We start from the raw sequence: 14,928 nt of genomic DNA, 5'->3' as shown, positions 1-14,928 counted from the left end.
CTCATACCGTCGTAGCGAAAGGTGGCGGCAGGGGGCTGCCACCGCTCACAAGGGGGCAAGCCCGTCATGGGGAACGGAGACACAAGGGTGCGGGGCCTGGCCGCCCGGGCCGGCGGCTGGAGCGCACGGCACCGATGGGCTGCCGTCGGTATCTGGGTGCTGTTCGTCGTCCTGGCCATGGGACTCGGCTCGGCGGCCGGCCGGGTCGACGTCAAGGACAGCGACCAGCTCAAGGGGGAGACCCACACCGCCGCGAAGATCATCGAGGACGCCGGGATCGACGAGCCGGCCAGTGAGTCGGTGCTGATCCAGGCCAAGGACGCCGGCGGCAAGGCGACCGACGCCGACTTCAGGGCGGCCGTCGCCGCGGTCGTGAAGGCCGTCGAGGGCACCGGCAAGGTCACCGACGTGACCTCGCCGTACGACACGAACACGATCTCGAAGGACGGCCGCAGCGCGCTCGTGCAGTTCGACATGCGCGGCGAGGCGGACACCGCCGGGGAACGGGTCGAGCCGGTGCTGAAGGCCGTCGAGGGGGTGCAGAAGGAGCACGGGTCGCTGCGGATCGAGGAGATCGGCGGCGCCAGCATGATGAAGACGTTCGACGACGCGTTCGGCGACGACTTCCAGAAGGCCGAGATCTCCGCGGTGCCGGTGGCCCTCGGCATCCTGCTCATCGCGTTCGGCGCCCTGGTCGCGGCGCTGCTGCCGGTGCTGTTGGCCGTCAGCGCGATCATGGCCACGATGGGCCTGATGGGCATCGTCAGCCATGTCATGCCGATGAGCGACACCGCCAACTCGGTGATGCTGCTGGTCGGTCTGGCCGTGGGGGTCGACTACTGCCTGTTCTATCTGCGCCGGGAGCGCGAGGAGCGGCAGGCCGGGCGGGACTCTCAGACAGCCCTGCGGATCGCCGCCGCCACCAGTGGCCGCGCGATCATCGTCTCCGGTGTCACGGTGTGCGTGGCGATGGCGGGCATGCTCTTCACCGGGCTCGCCGAGTTCGAGGCGATGGGCCTGGCCTCGCTGATGGTCGTGGCGGTCGCCATGGTCGGTTCCGTGACCGTGCTGCCCGCGCTGCTCTCGCTGCTGGGCGAGCGGGTCGAGAAGGGCAAGATCCCCTTCCTGCACCCGGAGAGCCGGCTGCGCCGCAAGCGGGGCGGCAACCGGGAGAGCCGCTTCTGGACCGCCGTGCTGAAGGGCGTGCTCGCCAAGCCCGTCGTCTCGGTCGTGGTCGCGGCCGGCGCGCTGCTGGCCATCGCGGCTCCCGCCCTCGGCATGAAGACGCAGAACCTCACCCTGGACCAGGAGTTCGGCGACTCGCTGCCGATCGTGCAGACGTACAACCGGGTCAACGACGCCTTCCCGGGCGGCACCGAGCCGGCCGAGGTGGTCGTCAAGGCGGCCGACATCAACGCTCCTGAAGTCACCGGCGCGCTGGCCGACTTCAAGGCGAAGGCTGTCTCCTCGGGCGCCTCGCGGGGCCCGGTCGAGATCAAGCTGCACGACGCGCAGAACCTCGCCTTCGTGTACGTCCCGCTGGTGGGCGGCTCCGACCTGGACAAGGCCGGCGAGAGCCTGGACAAGCTGCGCGACGAGGTGCGTCCGGCCACGCTCGGCAAGGTCGACGGGGTCGAGGCGCCGATCACCGGACAGGTCGCCGGTTCCAAGGACTTCAACGACCAACTGGCGGGAGCGGTCGTCCCGGTCTTCGCGTTCGTCGTGGTCTTCGCCTTCGTGCTGATGCTGCTGTCGTTCCGCTCGCTGACGGTCGCGATCACCTCGATCGTGCTCAACCTGCTGTCGGTGGGCGCCGCCTACGGCATCCTCGTCGCGGTCTTCCAGCACGGCTGGGGCGCGTCGCTGGTGGGCGCGGAGGGTGTCGGCGCCATCATCACCTGGCTGCCGCTGTTCCTCTTCGTGATCCTGTTCGGCCTGTCGATGGACTACCACGTGTTCGTGGTCTCGCGGATCCGTGAGGCGCACCTGCGGGGCCGCGGCACGAAGGACGCGATCCAGCACGGGGTGGTCACCACGGCCGGTGTCGTCACCAGCGCCGCCGTCATCATGGTCGCCGTGTTCGCGATCTTCGGGACGCTGTCCATGCAGTCCATGAAGCAGATGGGCGTGGGCCTCGCGGCCGCGGTGCTCATCGACGCGACGATCATCCGGGGCGTGCTGCTCCCGGCGGTCATGGCGCTGCTCGGCGAGCGCAACTGGTACCTGCCGAAGTGGCTGCACCGGCTGCCCGACCTCACCCACGACGAGGCCGCGGACGCCGTGGCGGCGCCCCCGGCGCGGGACGACGAGGGGGAGCCGCTCAGGGTCTGACCCTGGCGACAGGGACAGAACCCCCTTGCGCTGAGGGCCCGTTGGCCACCGGGGTGCCAACGGGCCCTCACTCATGCGCGCAGTTCCGCCTCGATGAGGTCGGCGGCGCCGCGTGTGCCGCCCTCCCGGGCCATCTCCGCCTGGACCTCCTTGAGCCTGCGGGCGACCTCGGGGTCGTCGACGAGCGCGAGGGCGGCCTCTCGCAGCGCCTCGGCGCTCGCCTCCTCCGTGTCGATCCGGCGGGCGACCCCGAGGCCCTGGAGCATGTCGGCGTTGCCGAACTGGTCCACGGCCTGCGGTACGGCGATCATCGGCGTGGCGGTCGCCAGTCCCTCCTGGCTGCCGCCCGCGCCGGCGTGCGTGACGAACAGGTCGGCCTGCCTGAGAACCGCCAACTGCGGGACCCAGGAACGCACTTCGACGTTGTCCGGTACGGCGCCCAGCTCGGCCGGGTCCACGTGCTTGCCGATCTGGAGCACGAGGTGCCAGCCGGGGAGGTCACCGAAGGCCTTGAGGCATTCCCTGTAGAAGTCGGGCCGCTTGGTGAACGAGGAGCCGAGGGAGACCAGTGCCACCCTCCCGGCCCCGGCCGGCCGCCGCCACTCCCCCTGCGCCGCGCGGTCCCCCTGACAGGCGCCGACGAAGGTGTACACGCTCTCGTCGACCCGGTCGGCGTTCGGCTGGAGCGCCCGGGGGATGAGGACGAGGGAGCGGTCGGGGCGGCCGACGAAGGAATCGGGGTGCAGGTCGATGCCGTTCCGGCGCAGCCAGTCCTCGAAGCGGGCGTAGTAGGCCTGCCCCCGTGCGGTGCTCTTCGGTCCGGCCCACAGGGGCTCGGCGACCTCCTCCTCGTAGCCCTCCCAGGCGACGAGGTTCGGCGAGAGGGAGATCGCGGGCACGCCCCAGCGGTGGGCGAGGACGCGGGCCGGGTAGGCGGTGATGTCGTGCAGGACGAGATCCGGTTCGTCGCCCTCGTACGCCTCGGCGAGCTGCGGCAGGGCCTGCATCGCGTCGGCGAGGAAGAGCTCCACGTGGTCGAGCAGCTCGGTGCCCCAGGCCGACGGGTCGTCGTCGGGCCCGGGCAGGGTCGAGTTCCAGAGCTTCGGCTCGGCCCCGGCCTCGGCGACCTTCTCGGCGAACAGGGGCGGAACGGCGTACGTGACCCGGTGCCCCCGCGCCACGAGCTCGCGGATCACCTCCAGGCTGGGGTTGACGTGGCCGTGGGCGGCGATGGAGAACATGGCGATGTGCGAGGGAGTGGTCATGGGGAGGAGACTAGGCGAGACGAGACGTCTCGTACAATCTCATTCTGTCTCAGGGCGCGGCGCAAGCACCTCGTGAAGCCGCAACCATCGTTCGGGGGACACAGCTCCCACGAGTACGGTCCGGTCGAGACCGGCGGCACGGAAGGCCGCGTCGACCCGGCGCCGGGGGCGGGTCCGTCACAGGGAGGCATGCATCAAGCCCCCGACGCCCGAAAACCCGAGCTCGACCGGATGCCGCCGGCCGTACTGATCGCCGGACGCGAAGTACTTCGCCGCGGTGAGGGTGGGGGCCCTCAGATACGTCGAGCCTCGCGAGGCGTGCCGCGGCCGCACGGTCGGAGCGTCACCGCTGGTAGCGCGCCAGCACCAGGTTCCCGTCGTCCTCCAGACGTTTGCGCAGCTCACCGAGGCCGATCGCGCCGCTGTAGTACTCCTGGAAGGCGGGGGTGGCGACCTTGTCCTTCCATTCCGGATAGCCCCGGACGGACTGCGCGGGCGCCGGCCGGAGGTGCGAGGCGAGGGCGGTCCCCGTCGCCCAGCCGTCCTTGGCGGTGTGCAGGGCGGGGTCCTTCAGCGCCTCGGTCCCCGTGGGCAGCATCCAGTCCCCGAGCGCCAGCCGGACCATGTTCTTCGGCCGGAGCAGGAAGTCGATGAACTCGACGGCCTCCTTCTTGTGCGGGCTGTCCTCGGCGACGGACAGGGTCTGCGGGCTGACGCCCTGGGTGAGCCCGTCGGCGCCGGCCGGGGCGGGCAGCACCTGCCACCGGAAGCCCTTGGGTGCCTGCTGCGCGATCTGCTGACGGTAGGAGAACCCGAGCGGAACCATCGCGTACTTGCCGCCGAAGAAGCCGGGCAGGGTGTCGGAGCCGCCGCTGCCGAGCGTGGTGGGCGAGGCGCTGCGATCGGTGTTCGCCTGGTCGTGGATGGTGCGGGGCACGGTCTCGTCGGCCTTCTCGAGGCGGATGGTGACCTTTCCGTCGGCGCCCCGGTGGAAGAGCTGTCCGCCCGCCGACAGGGACAGGTTGAGGGTCGCGGAGACGGGCTCCTTGAGCGGCCAGGCCACGCCGTACTTGCCGGCACCGCTGAGCTGTTCGGTGATCCGGCGGAACTCCGCCCAGCTCCACGGGTGTTCGGGGGTCGGAATCCGTACGCCGGACCCCTTCAGCCACTCGGTATTGGCGATCAGGACGCGGGGTTCCTGGAGGAAGGGCACGCCGTAGACGCCGTCGCCGAAGGTGGCGGTGTCCCAACTCCGCTGCGGGATGTCCGACTTCAGCCGCTCGGGCAGCAGGTCCCTGAGATCCGCGAGATAGCCGCCGTAGGCGAAGTCCGCGAGGTCGTCGGAGGCGTCGTGGATGATGTCGGGCGCCTCGCCGCCCTCGAACGAGGTGAGCAACTGGTCGTGGACGCTGTCCCAACTCCCCTGCACATACTCGACCTTGACGTCGGGATGGGTCGCGTGCCACTCCTTCACGAGTTCCTGGTTGGCCTCGACGGACTCCTCCTGCCAGGCCAGGGACTGGAAGCGGAGGGTGACGCGACCGTCCTCGGACGCGCTCGTGCCGGTGCATCCGGCCAGGAGCAGGAGGAGGACCCCCGCGAACCATCGCGCGCGCATCAGCTCTTCACCGCCCCGGCCAACATGCCTCCCGTGATACGGCGTTGGATGATCGCGAAGATGACCAGCGAGGGAAGGGTGGCGAGGAAGGCGGCCGCCGCGAGCGGGCCGAGGTCGGCGACTCCCTCCGCCCCGATGAAGTGGGTGAGGACGACCGGCAGGGTCTGTTTGTCCGCGGTCTTCAGCAGCACCAGGGCGAAGAAGAACTCGTTCCACGCGGTGATGAACGCGAACAGCGCCGTCGCCACGATCCCCGGCGCGAGCAGCGGCGCCGTGACCGACACCAGGGTCCTGAGCCGTCCGGCCCCGTCGACGGCCGCCGCCTCCTCCAGCTCGGTCGGCACGGCACGGACGTACCCGACGAGCATCCACAGCGCGAACGGCAGCGCCCACACGACGTACACCATCACCAGGCCCGCGAGGGAGTTGATCAGCCGCAGGTTCTTCAGCACCAGGAACAGCGGGATGATCACCAGTACGAGCGGGAACGCCTGGCTGACCACCACCCAGCCCGTGGCCGCCTTCGCGAGCCGGGTGCGCCGGCGGGCCATGACGTAGGCGAGCGGGGTCGCGATCAGTACGGCGATCACGGCGGCGGCGAGCGCGGCGAGCAGGGAGTTCCCGGCGGCGCGCAGCAGGGGCTGTTCGTCGAAGGCCTGACGGAAGTTGTCGAGGGTGGGGTCCCTGGGGATCCAGGTGGGGTGCAGACTGCCCAGCTCGCGCGGGGACTTGAAGGCGGTGGAGACGAGCCAGAGGAAGGGGAAGGCGAGGAAGACGAGATAAGCGAGGAGGGCGGCGTACTGGCCGACACGGCCGGTGGTGCTGGTCCTCATGTGTCGTCACCTCCCTTGAGGCGGCCCACGAGGAAGAGGGCGAGCAGGACGGAGACGACGGCGACCATCACGAGGCCCATGGCGGCCGCGTAGCCGAACTGGCCGTACCGGAAGGCCTCTTCGTAGGCGAAGAGCATGGGCAGGCGGGTGCGGCCGCCGGGTCCGCCGCTGGTCAGGACGTACACCAGGGCGAACGAGTTGAAGTTCCAGATGAAGTTGAGCGCGGTGATCGCGAGGGCGACCGGTCTGAGGGCGGGCCAGGTGACCGTGCGGAATCTGCGCCAGGCGCCCGCGCCGTCCATCGCGGCCGCCTCGTGGAGTTCGCGCGAGGTGTTCTGGAGGCCGGCGAGCAGGGTGACCGTCGTCTGCGGCATCCCGGCCCAGACGCCGACGACGATCACGGCGGGCAGGGCGGTGGACAGTCCGCTGAGCCAGTCCCGGCCGTCGCCGAGGCCGAGGGTGCGCAGGGTCTCGTTGAGGACACCGGCGTCCGGGTTGTAGACGAGGCGCCACATGACACCGACGACGACCTCGGGCATCGCCCAGGGGGTGATCGCGAGGGCGCGGGCGAGCCAGCGCAGCTTGAGGTCCTGGTTCAGCAGCAGGGCGAGCCCCAGGGCCAGCAGGAACTGCGGCACGGTCACGCCGACCGCCCACACCAGACCGATCCGGAACGACTCCCAGAACAGCGTGTCGTGCAGCAGGTCCCGGAAGTTGAGGCCGCCGATCCACTGGGTGGCCCGGGTCCGGCCCGACTGGGCGTCGGTGAAGGCCAGCAGGATCCCGTACAGCAGGGGTCCCACGCTCAGCACCAGGATCGGGATCAGTGCGGGCAGCACCAGGAACCAGGCCCCGCGGTCGGGCGGGCGGCGGTCCCCCTCGGCGCGCGGTGCGCCCCGCGCCGACCGCTCCGTCGCGGTCACCAAGGTCACGTCATCGACTCCTTCACGCGGCTCGTGACGATCCGGCCCTCCTGGCCTGGGCCTCCGTCATGGTCGTGAAGGGGGTATGCGCCGTCAAGGCAGCGCGCACACGGGCCCACCTGTGGGAATGCGAGACTGACCGGGCGATGGCGCGAACTCGACGCCGTTCGCGGTGGCGATACACGGGCATGCGGGACATGTCAGGACCGGGAGGCCGGACGATGGACGAGGCACGGGCGCGGGACGTACTGGCAGCGGCGGGGTTGCCGGCGGGGTCCGCGAAGCTCCTGGCCCTCGGGGAGAACGCCGTGTTCGCCGCCGGTGACCTGGTCGTCAAGGTGGGACGCGACGCCGAGCTCCTCGACCGGGCCCGCCGTGAACTGGACATCGCGGTGTGGCTGGCGGAGGAGGGGGTGCCGGCGGTGCGGGCGGCCGAGCCGAAGGCGCTGTTGGTCGAGGGACATCCGGTGACGTTGTGGCACCGGCTCCCCGACGCCGTACGTCCCGCCGAGCCGCGGGATTTGGCCGAACTGCTGCGGGTCGTGCACGCGCTGCCCTCGCCCTCCTTCGCCCTGCCGCCCCGAGAGCTGCTGGGCGGGGTCGAGCGGTGGCTGCGGCTCGCGGGTGAGGCGATCGACTCGGCCGACGCGGCGTACCTGCGGGAGCGGCGGGACGGTTTCGCGGCGGCCGCGGCCGCGGTGACGCCTCACCTGCCGCCGGGGCCGATCCACGGGGACGCACTCCCGCGCAATGTGCACGTCGGGCCGTCCGGGCCTGTCCTGGTCGACCTGGAGACCTTCTCCTCGGATCTGCGGGAGCACGATCTGGTGGTCATGGCTCTCTCGCGGGACCGGTACGGGATGCCCGCGGAGGCCTACGACGCGTTCACCTCCGCGTACGGGTGGGACGTGCGGGAGTGGGAGGGGTGCTCGGTGCTGCGAGGGGCCCGGGAGACGGCCAGTTGCGCGTGGGTCGCCCAGCACGCGCCGTCGAATCCGAAGGCGTTGGCGGAGTTCGAGCGCAGGGTGGCGTCCTTGCGGGACGGTGATGAGACGGTGCGGTGGTATCCGTTCTGACCGCCCCTAGGACGTCTCCTCCCCCTGAATCAGGAGGGCTGCCCTCCTCAGCTCCGTCAACACCGTGCGGACCGCCCTCCTCGCAGTTCTCTCCGGGCGGTACAGGGCGTCGATGTGGCGTCTGGCCCGTACTCCGCTCAAGGGCCTCAGGACCAGCGCCGGATGCCGGCGCATCGTCCAGCGGGGCATCAGCGCCAGGCCTCCCCCCGCCGCCACCGCCTCCGCCGCCACCGCGAACTCGTTGATGCGGTGGGCCAGGTGCAGGCGGCGGCCCGCCGCCGCCGCGATCGCCTCGACGGTGGCCATGACCGGGAAACCGTCGTGGACGGTGATCCAGGGTTCGCCGGCCACGTCCGCCGGGGTCACCCTGCGTCGGGCCGCCAGCGGGTGGTCGGCGGGCATGGCCACGTCGAGCGGCTCACGCAGGAGCGTGGTGGCCGTCACCGTGGGCGGCCAGGCTGAGGCGTGGTCGAGGCGGTGGGCCAGGACGATGTCGTACTCGCGGGTGAGGCGCGGGAAGTCCTCCTGCGGGACGTCCTCGTCGGCCAGCCTCGGCACCGGGGTGCCGGGGGCGGCGAGGGCGCGCAGCAGCAGGGGGAAGAAGGCCGCGCCCGCGCTGTGGAAGGCCGCCACCGAGACCTCGCCGTCGGGGCGGTCCACGAACTCCTCGACCGTGTGCCGGGCGCGGGCCAGCGCCGTCTCCACCTCGATGGCCGCGCCCGCCAGCGCCTGTCCGGCGTCCGTGAGCACCAGCCGTCTGCCGTCGCGCTCGGTCAGCGGCGCCTTCACCGAACGCTGCAACAGCCTGAGCTGCTGCGAGATCGCCGACGGAGTCACGAGGAGCGCCTCGGCGACCGCGGTGACGCTGCCCAGTTCGCCGAGCTCCCGCAGGATCCGGAGCTGCCGTTCGTCCATCACTACAGTGTAGGAGCACTAAAAGATCGTTGAAGAAACTGGTTCTGGGCTTCAGAGACGGATCGGTGCAGGGTGGGCGGGTGTCCGACGCCCGCCGTACCGACCTGGTACTCCTGCTGGTCGCGATCGTCTGGGGTTCGAGCTATCTCTCCGCCCAGACCGCGACGTCCGCTCTCCCCGTCCTGCTGGTCCTCTTCGCCCGCTACGCCCTGTCCGCGCTCGCCTGCCTGGGAGTCCTCGCCCCGCCCGGCCGAGGGCCCCGCCGGTGGACCCGCGAGGAGCTGCGGGCGGGGGTGCCCCTGGGCCTCACCCAGGCCGCCGTCCTGGTCGTCGAGACCTACGGCGTCGCCCACACCAGCGCCGCCAACGCGGGGCTCATCATCAGCCTGACCATCGTCCTCACCCCCCTCCTCGACCGCACCGGTCACCGGGGCGGACTGCCGCCCGTGTTCTACGCGGCCGCCGGTGTGTGCGTCCTGGCCGTAGGGCTCCTCATGGCGGGCAACGGCTTCCACGCGCCCCGCCTCGGCGACCTGCTGATGCTGGGGGCCGCGGTCGTCCGGGCCGGCCATGTCGCCCTGGTCGGTCGGCTCACCACCGGCCGGGCGATCCGGCCGCTGCACCTCACCACCGTGCAGACCCTCGTCGGCACGGTCCTGTTCCTCCCCTTGGCCGCCCGCGACCTTCCGACCCTGTCCCGCGCGGACGCGGTCACCTGGTCGCAACTGCTCTACCTCGCCCTGTTCTGCAGTGTGTTCGCCTTCCTCGCCCAGACCTGGGCGGTGCAGCGCACCTCGGCCAGTCGGGCCAGTCTGCTGCTGGGCACCGAACCGATCTGGGCCGCGGCGGCGGGCGTCGCCCTCGGCGGAGAGCACTTCACCGCACTGACCGGGCTCGGCGCGGTCATGATGATCACCGGCACCTACTGGGGGCAGTCCGTGGAGCGTGCCCATCGCGCAACCACCCCGCCCCGCACCGAAGTTCGCCCCATGGAAGAGGACACCCGATGCCCGGCGACGACACCCACGACACCTACGACCGTCTGATCTCCCTGCTCGACACCTCCCGCGTCGGCTACGAGCTGATCGACCACGCACCCGAGGGCAGCACCGAGGCCGTGTGCGCGCTGCGCGGGCACCCCACCTGCGAGGCCGCGAAGTGCATCGTGCTGCGGGTCAAGGTGGACCGCCGGACCACCCGGCATGTCCTCGCGGTCGTCCCCGGGGACCGGCGGGTGGACCTGGACGCAGTCCGGGCGCTGTTCGCGGCGCGCTACGTCGGGTTCAGCGATGCGGAGACCGCCGAGCGGCTGGCCCGTGCGATCCCCGGCACGGTGCTGCCGTTCAGCTTCGATCCCGAGCTGGAGGTGGTCGCCGATCCGGAGGTCGTGAAGCAGCCCCGGTTGTATTTCAACGCCGCCCGGCTCGACCGGTCGCTGTGCATGTCGGGGGCCGACTACGAGCGGTTGGCGAAGCCCCGGGTGGAGCCCATCGCGAGCCCTCCGCTTCCGGACGCGACTCCGGATGCGATGCCGGGCGCCCTCCCGGAGTGAGGCGCGTCGGGGTGACGCCCTCTCACACCGTCTCGTCGGCCGGCTCCCGCAGCGGCCACGTGCCGTCGACCACCGCCGTCGCGTCTCCCTTGCGGCGCAGGAAGTCCTGGAAGTCCGCCGCCCACTGCGCGTACCACTCGATCTGACGGCGGTGCAGGTCGGCCGGGCCAAGACCCGCGACCTTGGGGTGCCGGACGGCTATCGCGCAGGCCAGCCGGGCCGCGGCGAGGGCGTCGGCGCCGGCGTCGTGGGCGGTGTCGAGCGCGATGCCGTACTCGGTGCAGACCGCTTCGAGGTTGCGCTTGCCGCGGCGGTAGCGGTCCACCGAGCGGTCGATGGTGTACGGGTCGATGACCGGTGCGGGGTCGAGGCCGCCCAGGCGCTCGCGCAGCGACGGCAGGCCGTGGCGGCGCAGTTCGGCGGAGAGCAGGCTCAGGTCGAAGGCGGCGTTGTAGGCGACCACCGGGACGCCCGTCTTCCAGTAGGTCGTGAGGACGTCCGCGATGGCGTCGGCGACCTGGTCGGCGGGGCGGCCCTCGGCGGCCGCCCGTTCGTTGCTGATGCCGTGCACCGCCACGGCGTCCGCCGGGATCTCCATGCCCGGGTCCGCCAGCCACTCCCGGCGCCCCAGGGGCTGCCCGTCCCTGACCTCGATCACGGCGGCTGTGACGATGCGCGCCTCGCGCGGATCGGTGCCGGTGGTCTCCAGGTCGAAGCCGATCAGCAGCTCTCGGTGCCAGCCCATGGGTGGTCCCCCCTCCTTGGTGGTGCTTTCCCCCAGTGGTCTCCACCTTCCCATGCGCCACTGACAATCAGAGGAGCGCGTTCCGCTTGGGGCCCCGCACGGTGGGACGTTCAGGACACCGGTCGCGAATCCGCCCAGTTCGTCTCGAACTCCTCGCGGTAGGTGGGGAAGAGACCGCTGTCGTCCACGTCGCCCGCCTTGACGACCCGGCTGCCGTTGCGCAGCACGAGGACCGGTGCCTCCATGCCCCGCGACCGGCGCAGATAGGACTGCACGACCGCGATGCCGTCCGAACCGTCGCCGTCCACGAGGTAGGCCGTGAAGCGCGGGGTGTCGTCGTAGACCTGGATCTCGAAGGCGCCCGGGTCGCGCAGCCTGGACCGCACCCGGCGCATGTGCAGGATGTTCATCTCGACGGCGCGGCTCAACTCGCCTCGCTTCATGCCCAGTTCCCGCTCGCGCCGCTTGACCGCGCTGGAGGCCGGGTTCAGGAACAGCAGCCGCACCCGGCAGCCGGCCTCGGCCAGCCGCACCAGGCGGCGCCCGGAGAAGTTCTGCACGAGGAGGTTGAGGCCGATACCGACGGCGTCGAGTCGGCGGGCGCCGCCGAAGATGTCCTCGGCGGGGAACTGGCGCAGCAGCCGCACCCGGTCGGGGTGTACGGCGACCACGTCGGCGTACCGGTCGCCGACCAGGTCCTCGACGGCGTCGACGGGCAGCCTGCGCGCGGACGGCACGTCGCCGCCGGCGCCGAGTATCTCGAGGAGCTTGGCGGAGGCACGCTCGGCCTGACCGAGGACCGCCTCGGACAGGGCCCGGTTGCGGGAGACGACGTTGCGGGTCACCTCCAGCTCGTCCAGGGCCAGTTCGACGTCCCGGCGGTCGTCGAAGTAGGGCTCGAAGCACGGCCAGTGCTGCACCATCAGCTCGCGCAGCTGGGGCAGGGTGAGGAAGCTGAGGACGTTGTCGTCGGCGGGGTCGAGCAGATAGCCCTTGCGGCGGCTGACCTCGCGGACCGCGACCGCGCGCTGGACCCACTCCTGTCCGGCGGGTCCGGCGGCCGCGACCACCCAGTCGTCGTGGCCGTGGACGGGTTCGTAGATGGGGCGCAGAACAGCGGCCACGACGGCGCGCAGCCGCTGTTCGACGAGGTTCAACCAGATGTAGGCCCGGCCGGCCCGCTGTGCGCGCGTACGTACCTCGCGCCAGGCGTCGGCGTCCCAGTCCAGCTCCGGCCCGATCGTCGCTCCCGCGTCCATCGGCCGCGCCAGGGACACCGTGCCGGGCGGGGCGTCTGCGGAGTTCCCCTCGTGACCCTCGTCACCAGGGGGCAACTCCAGCCCTCCCGAGCCCACCCGCGCACCGCCTTCCGCTCCCCCGAGCACTCCCCTTGCCAACGATCAAGGAAGGGTACTCCGGGAGCGGTCGGCGGTGCAGCCGGATGGACAGGGTCAATCTCAACTACCCCATTCCCAGTGACCGTTCTGCCCGGCGAGCTCGGCCGGCGTGAGCGGATTCATAGCCGTGACGTCCCTGGGGGCGATGGAGAATCCCTGCCAGTGGACGGGCATGGGCTGCTGGTCCTCGTCCCGGGCGATGTGGTGGAAGCCCACGTTCATCCAGACCACCGGGTGCGTGAGGGACTGGCCGTTGACCCACTTGTCGACGGACTTGCCCGCTCCGGCCCCGCAGTCGCCGGTGTTGTTGCTGGCGAACTGCTCGCACGGGTTGTACTCGGTGACGTACACGTCGTGCTTGGTGAAGGAGCGGCCCGGGTACTTGGTGCTGGGACCGGGGACGATCTCGTACGACCGCGGGTGCCAGTCCTTGTTCTTGCCGACCGCGCTGACCATGCGCCACCAGCGGTAGCTCTTGGAGTCGCCGGCGAGTTCCTTGGTGACCGGCGTGCGGGTGGTCTTGACGGTCGCGGCCTGCTGGCCCTGGGCGGCCGCGGTGACCGTCGAGTCGTACTGCTCGACACGGTTCTTGGAGGAGCCGTCGAGGGCGAAGTCCAGGCGCCAGAAGGCGTTGTGGCTGTGGCTGGTGGCCTGGGCGCGGGGGCCCTTGCCGATGGGCCAGCCGCGGCCGTCGCCGGCGTCGTAGTCCTCGTAGGAGAGGCTGCCGGTCGCGCCGAGGTTCATGCTGATGGTGCCGTCGTCCGAGAAGCGCCACTCGGTCATGTACTCGTACCAGCCGACCTGGTTGACCGAGTAGACGAGCAGGTCCTTGCCCTGGGCCTGGTAGACCTTGTTCGCGCTGTCGCCCTGCATGCGGTAGGCGTGGCCGCGGGAACGGGTCGTGGTGCACAGGCCGTTGACGTTCTCGCGGTCCGGGTCCCACGAGTCGGGGACCTTGACGCTCTTGATGGTGCCGCCGGGGCACTCGCCCGGGTCCAGGTTCATCAGGCCCTGCGCGAAGCCGAAGCCGGTCAGGTCGTCGTACTCGACGCTGCCGTCGTCGTAGGGGACGTGGATCTGGCCGAGCCGCGCGCTGTTGAGGACCTTGATCGGCGCGGCCTCGCCCTTGGGCTGGTAGGAGATGTCCTCCAGGACCATTCCGGCCTTGCTGTCGTAGCGCCAGCACATCCGCCAGGTCGTGCCGCTGGAGAGCTTCTGCTCGATCTTGTAGGCGCTGCTGCACTCCGCCGCGGCCGCGGCGGCGGCCCTGGGCTGAGCGGCGGCCGGTCCCGCACCGGTCGTGACACCGGCGGCCAGCGCGGCCACGGACACGCCGAGGGCCGCGTGCCTGCGCGCGCGGCTGATTCTGTTGACACGCATGAAGAAATGACTCCCTTGCGGAAGGAGCAGGTAGGAAAAGTGGACGGAGGGGGGCGGATCAGCTCTCGAGCTTGGCGACCTTGCGGGCGCTCAGATCGATCACGAAGGCCCTGGCATCGATCCAGGGGCCGTTCTTCACCTTGGGGAACAGCCGCACGCAGCGGTGCTCACCGCACTTGTCGAGCGCGGCGGGCTGTCCGCCCGGGACGGCCCGGTACACGGCGCCGGTGAGCAGGAGCTGGTTGGCGTCGGTGAGCTCCTTGTCGGTGGCGTCCTTGTAGTCGGCCTTCAGGTCCGCGCCGAGCGGGTCGCCGATCAGCAGGCTCGCGGCCTCCGCGTACTCGGCGCCGCTCAGCGGCGGCTGGACGCCGTGCTGGGTGCCGGTCGCGACGACCTTGCCGCTGTCGAGGTCGACGGTCCTGGTGACGAGGGAGTCGTCCCGGTAGTCGTAGAACGTCACGTTCGCCCGCCGGGGGGCGTTCGGGTCGTCCAGTTCGCCGGCCTCGGGGTCGGCGAGGTCCACGGTGAGCCGTTCGGGGCCGCGGTCGCCCTCGACGTCCTCACCGGCCTTCATCATCTGCGGGTTCACGGCGATCCGCTCGACCCGCTCGATCTCGTCGTCCGTGAGCGGGTCGCGGCCCTTGCCCTTCTCGCCCTCGGCGGCCGGCGCCTTTTCGACGACCCCGGGCGCGACGGCCCCGTCCGCGCCCTGTCCGGCCTGCGCCGCGGACTGTCCCGAGGCGGCCTTCCCGCCTCCCGTGTCGTCCGCCCCCGCCGTACCCGGCAGGGTGATCCCGACCATCACGGCGGTCCCGGCCACCGCGATCGCCGCACCTGCCACCACCTTCCCGAGGTGGCGGTGCACTATCTTGCGCACATCTTCCCCCTACTCC

The 14,928-nt window shown here is 71.2% G+C and carries 12 protein-coding genes and 2 pseudogenes; 4 read left to right on the top strand and 10 right to left on the bottom strand.

The features are described from left to right. Positions 1–66: 66 nt before the first annotated feature. Entirely contained in the window at positions 67–2,331 is a 2,265-nt protein-coding gene (locus ABZ098_RS11890; protein WP_356589782.1) for an MMPL family transporter, read from the top strand. Between the two features lie 71 nt (positions 2,332–2,402). Here ABZ098_RS11890 and mgt read toward each other — a convergent pair. From mgt to ABZ098_RS11865, 5 genes and pseudogenes are all read right to left on the bottom strand, one after another. Next, positions 2,403–3,639, bottom strand: a pseudogene (gene mgt / locus ABZ098_RS11885) (macrolide-inactivating glycosyltransferase). After that, a pseudogene (locus ABZ098_RS11880) lies at positions 3,636–3,824 on the bottom strand (ErmE/ErmH/ErmO/ErmR family 23S rRNA (adenine(2058)-N(6))-methyltransferase); the annotation flags it as partial. The pseudogenes ABZ098_RS11880 and mgt, both read right to left, overlap by 4 nt. 115 nt (positions 3,825–3,939) lie before the next feature. Further along, positions 3,940–5,214 carry a sugar ABC transporter substrate-binding protein gene (locus ABZ098_RS11875; protein WP_356589780.1) on the bottom strand — a complete coding sequence of 425 codons (1,275 nt, stop codon included), beginning with the start codon at positions 5,212–5,214 and terminating at the stop codon, positions 3,940–3,942. Continuing rightward, a complete protein-coding gene (locus tag ABZ098_RS11870) occupies positions 5,214–6,047 on the bottom strand; it encodes a carbohydrate ABC transporter permease (RefSeq protein WP_356589778.1) in 834 nt (277 codons plus the stop codon). Before ABZ098_RS11870 ends, ABZ098_RS11875 begins: the two co-directional genes overlap by 1 nt. Beyond that, positions 6,044–6,979 (bottom strand): sugar ABC transporter permease, encoded by a 936-nt coding sequence (locus tag ABZ098_RS11865; protein WP_356589776.1) that lies wholly within the window; start codon positions 6,977–6,979, stop codon positions 6,044–6,046. Before ABZ098_RS11865 ends, ABZ098_RS11870 begins: the two co-directional genes overlap by 4 nt. A 212-nt stretch (positions 6,980–7,191) precedes the next feature. Here ABZ098_RS11865 and ABZ098_RS11860 point away from each other — a divergent pair, with 212 nt between their 5' ends. Beyond that, positions 7,192–8,046 carry an aminoglycoside phosphotransferase family protein gene (locus ABZ098_RS11860; RefSeq protein ID WP_356589774.1) on the top strand — a complete coding sequence of 285 codons (855 nt, stop codon included), beginning with the start codon at positions 7,192–7,194 and terminating at the stop codon, positions 8,044–8,046. Positions 8,047–8,052: 6 nt separating this feature from the next. Here the strand turns inward: ABZ098_RS11860 and ABZ098_RS11855 are convergent, their stop codons facing one another. Then, complete coding sequence (locus ABZ098_RS11855) at positions 8,053–8,961, bottom strand: LysR family transcriptional regulator (protein ID WP_356589772.1); 909 nt, start codon at positions 8,959–8,961, stop codon at positions 8,053–8,055. Positions 8,962–9,041: 80 nt separating this feature from the next. Between ABZ098_RS11855 and ABZ098_RS11850 the strand changes: the two genes are divergently transcribed. Both ABZ098_RS11850 and ABZ098_RS11845 read left to right on the top strand, forming a co-directional pair. Then, complete coding sequence (locus ABZ098_RS11850) at positions 9,042–10,007, top strand: DMT family transporter (protein WP_356589770.1); 966 nt, start codon at positions 9,042–9,044, stop codon at positions 10,005–10,007. Continuing rightward, entirely contained in the window at positions 9,968–10,513 is a 546-nt protein-coding gene (locus tag ABZ098_RS11845; protein ID WP_356589768.1) for a YbaK/EbsC family protein, read from the top strand. Before ABZ098_RS11850 ends, ABZ098_RS11845 begins: the two co-directional genes overlap by 40 nt. A gap of 22 nt (positions 10,514–10,535) precedes the next feature. Here ABZ098_RS11845 and ABZ098_RS11840 read toward each other — a convergent pair whose 3' ends face one another. From ABZ098_RS11840 to ABZ098_RS11825, 4 genes are all read right to left on the bottom strand, one after another. Then, the gene (locus tag ABZ098_RS11840) at positions 10,536–11,258 is read right to left on the bottom strand and encodes a 3'-5' exonuclease (protein ID WP_356589766.1); all 723 of its coding nucleotides are present in this window, start codon (positions 11,256–11,258) and stop codon (positions 10,536–10,538) included. Positions 11,259–11,368: 110 nt separating this feature from the next. Next, positions 11,369–12,643 carry an SAV2148 family HEPN domain-containing protein gene (locus tag ABZ098_RS11835; protein ID WP_356590504.1) on the bottom strand — a complete coding sequence of 425 codons (1,275 nt, stop codon included), beginning with the start codon at positions 12,641–12,643 and terminating at the stop codon, positions 11,369–11,371. 72 nt (positions 12,644–12,715) lie between these two features. Then, complete coding sequence (locus tag ABZ098_RS11830) at positions 12,716–14,035, bottom strand: copper amine oxidase (RefSeq protein ID WP_356589764.1); 1,320 nt, start codon at positions 14,033–14,035, stop codon at positions 12,716–12,718. A 58-nt stretch (positions 14,036–14,093) separates the two neighbouring features. Next, the gene (locus tag ABZ098_RS11825) at positions 14,094–14,912 is read right to left on the bottom strand and encodes a Tat pathway signal sequence domain protein (protein ID WP_356589762.1); all 819 of its coding nucleotides are present in this window, start codon (positions 14,910–14,912) and stop codon (positions 14,094–14,096) included. Positions 14,913–14,928: the final 16 nt, after the last annotated feature.

It is taken from the genome of Streptomyces sp. NPDC006335, assembly GCF_040612795.1.
GTDB lineage: Bacteria > Actinomycetota > Actinomycetes > Streptomycetales > Streptomycetaceae > Streptomyces.
Note: the sequence above shows the minus strand (reverse complement) of the source record. Positions and strands in the feature narration are given on the sequence as shown.

Excerpts from the sequence above, each read along its gene's own strand:
- ABZ098_RS11840 (WP_356589766.1), bottom strand. The coding sequence starts at position 11,258 with ATGGGCTGGCACCGAGAGCTGCTGATCGGCTTCGACCTGGAGACCACC.
- ABZ098_RS11860 (WP_356589774.1), top strand. The coding sequence starts at position 7,192 with ATGGACGAGGCACGGGCGCGGGACGTACTGGCAGCGGCGGGGTTGCCG.
- ABZ098_RS11875 (WP_356589780.1), bottom strand. The coding sequence starts at position 5,214 with ATGCGCGCGCGATGGTTCGCGGGGGTCCTCCTCCTGCTCCTGGCCGGA.
- ABZ098_RS11870 (WP_356589778.1), bottom strand. The coding sequence starts at position 6,047 with ATGAGGACCAGCACCACCGGCCGTGTCGGCCAGTACGCCGCCCTCCTC.
- ABZ098_RS11890 (WP_356589782.1), top strand. The coding sequence starts at position 67 with ATGGGGAACGGAGACACAAGGGTGCGGGGCCTGGCCGCCCGGGCCGGC.
- ABZ098_RS11845 (WP_356589768.1), top strand. The coding sequence starts at position 9,968 with ATGCCCGGCGACGACACCCACGACACCTACGACCGTCTGATCTCCCTG.
- ABZ098_RS11830 (WP_356589764.1), bottom strand. The coding sequence starts at position 14,035 with ATGCGTGTCAACAGAATCAGCCGCGCGCGCAGGCACGCGGCCCTCGGC.
- ABZ098_RS11855 (WP_356589772.1), bottom strand. The coding sequence starts at position 8,961 with ATGGACGAACGGCAGCTCCGGATCCTGCGGGAGCTCGGCGAACTGGGC.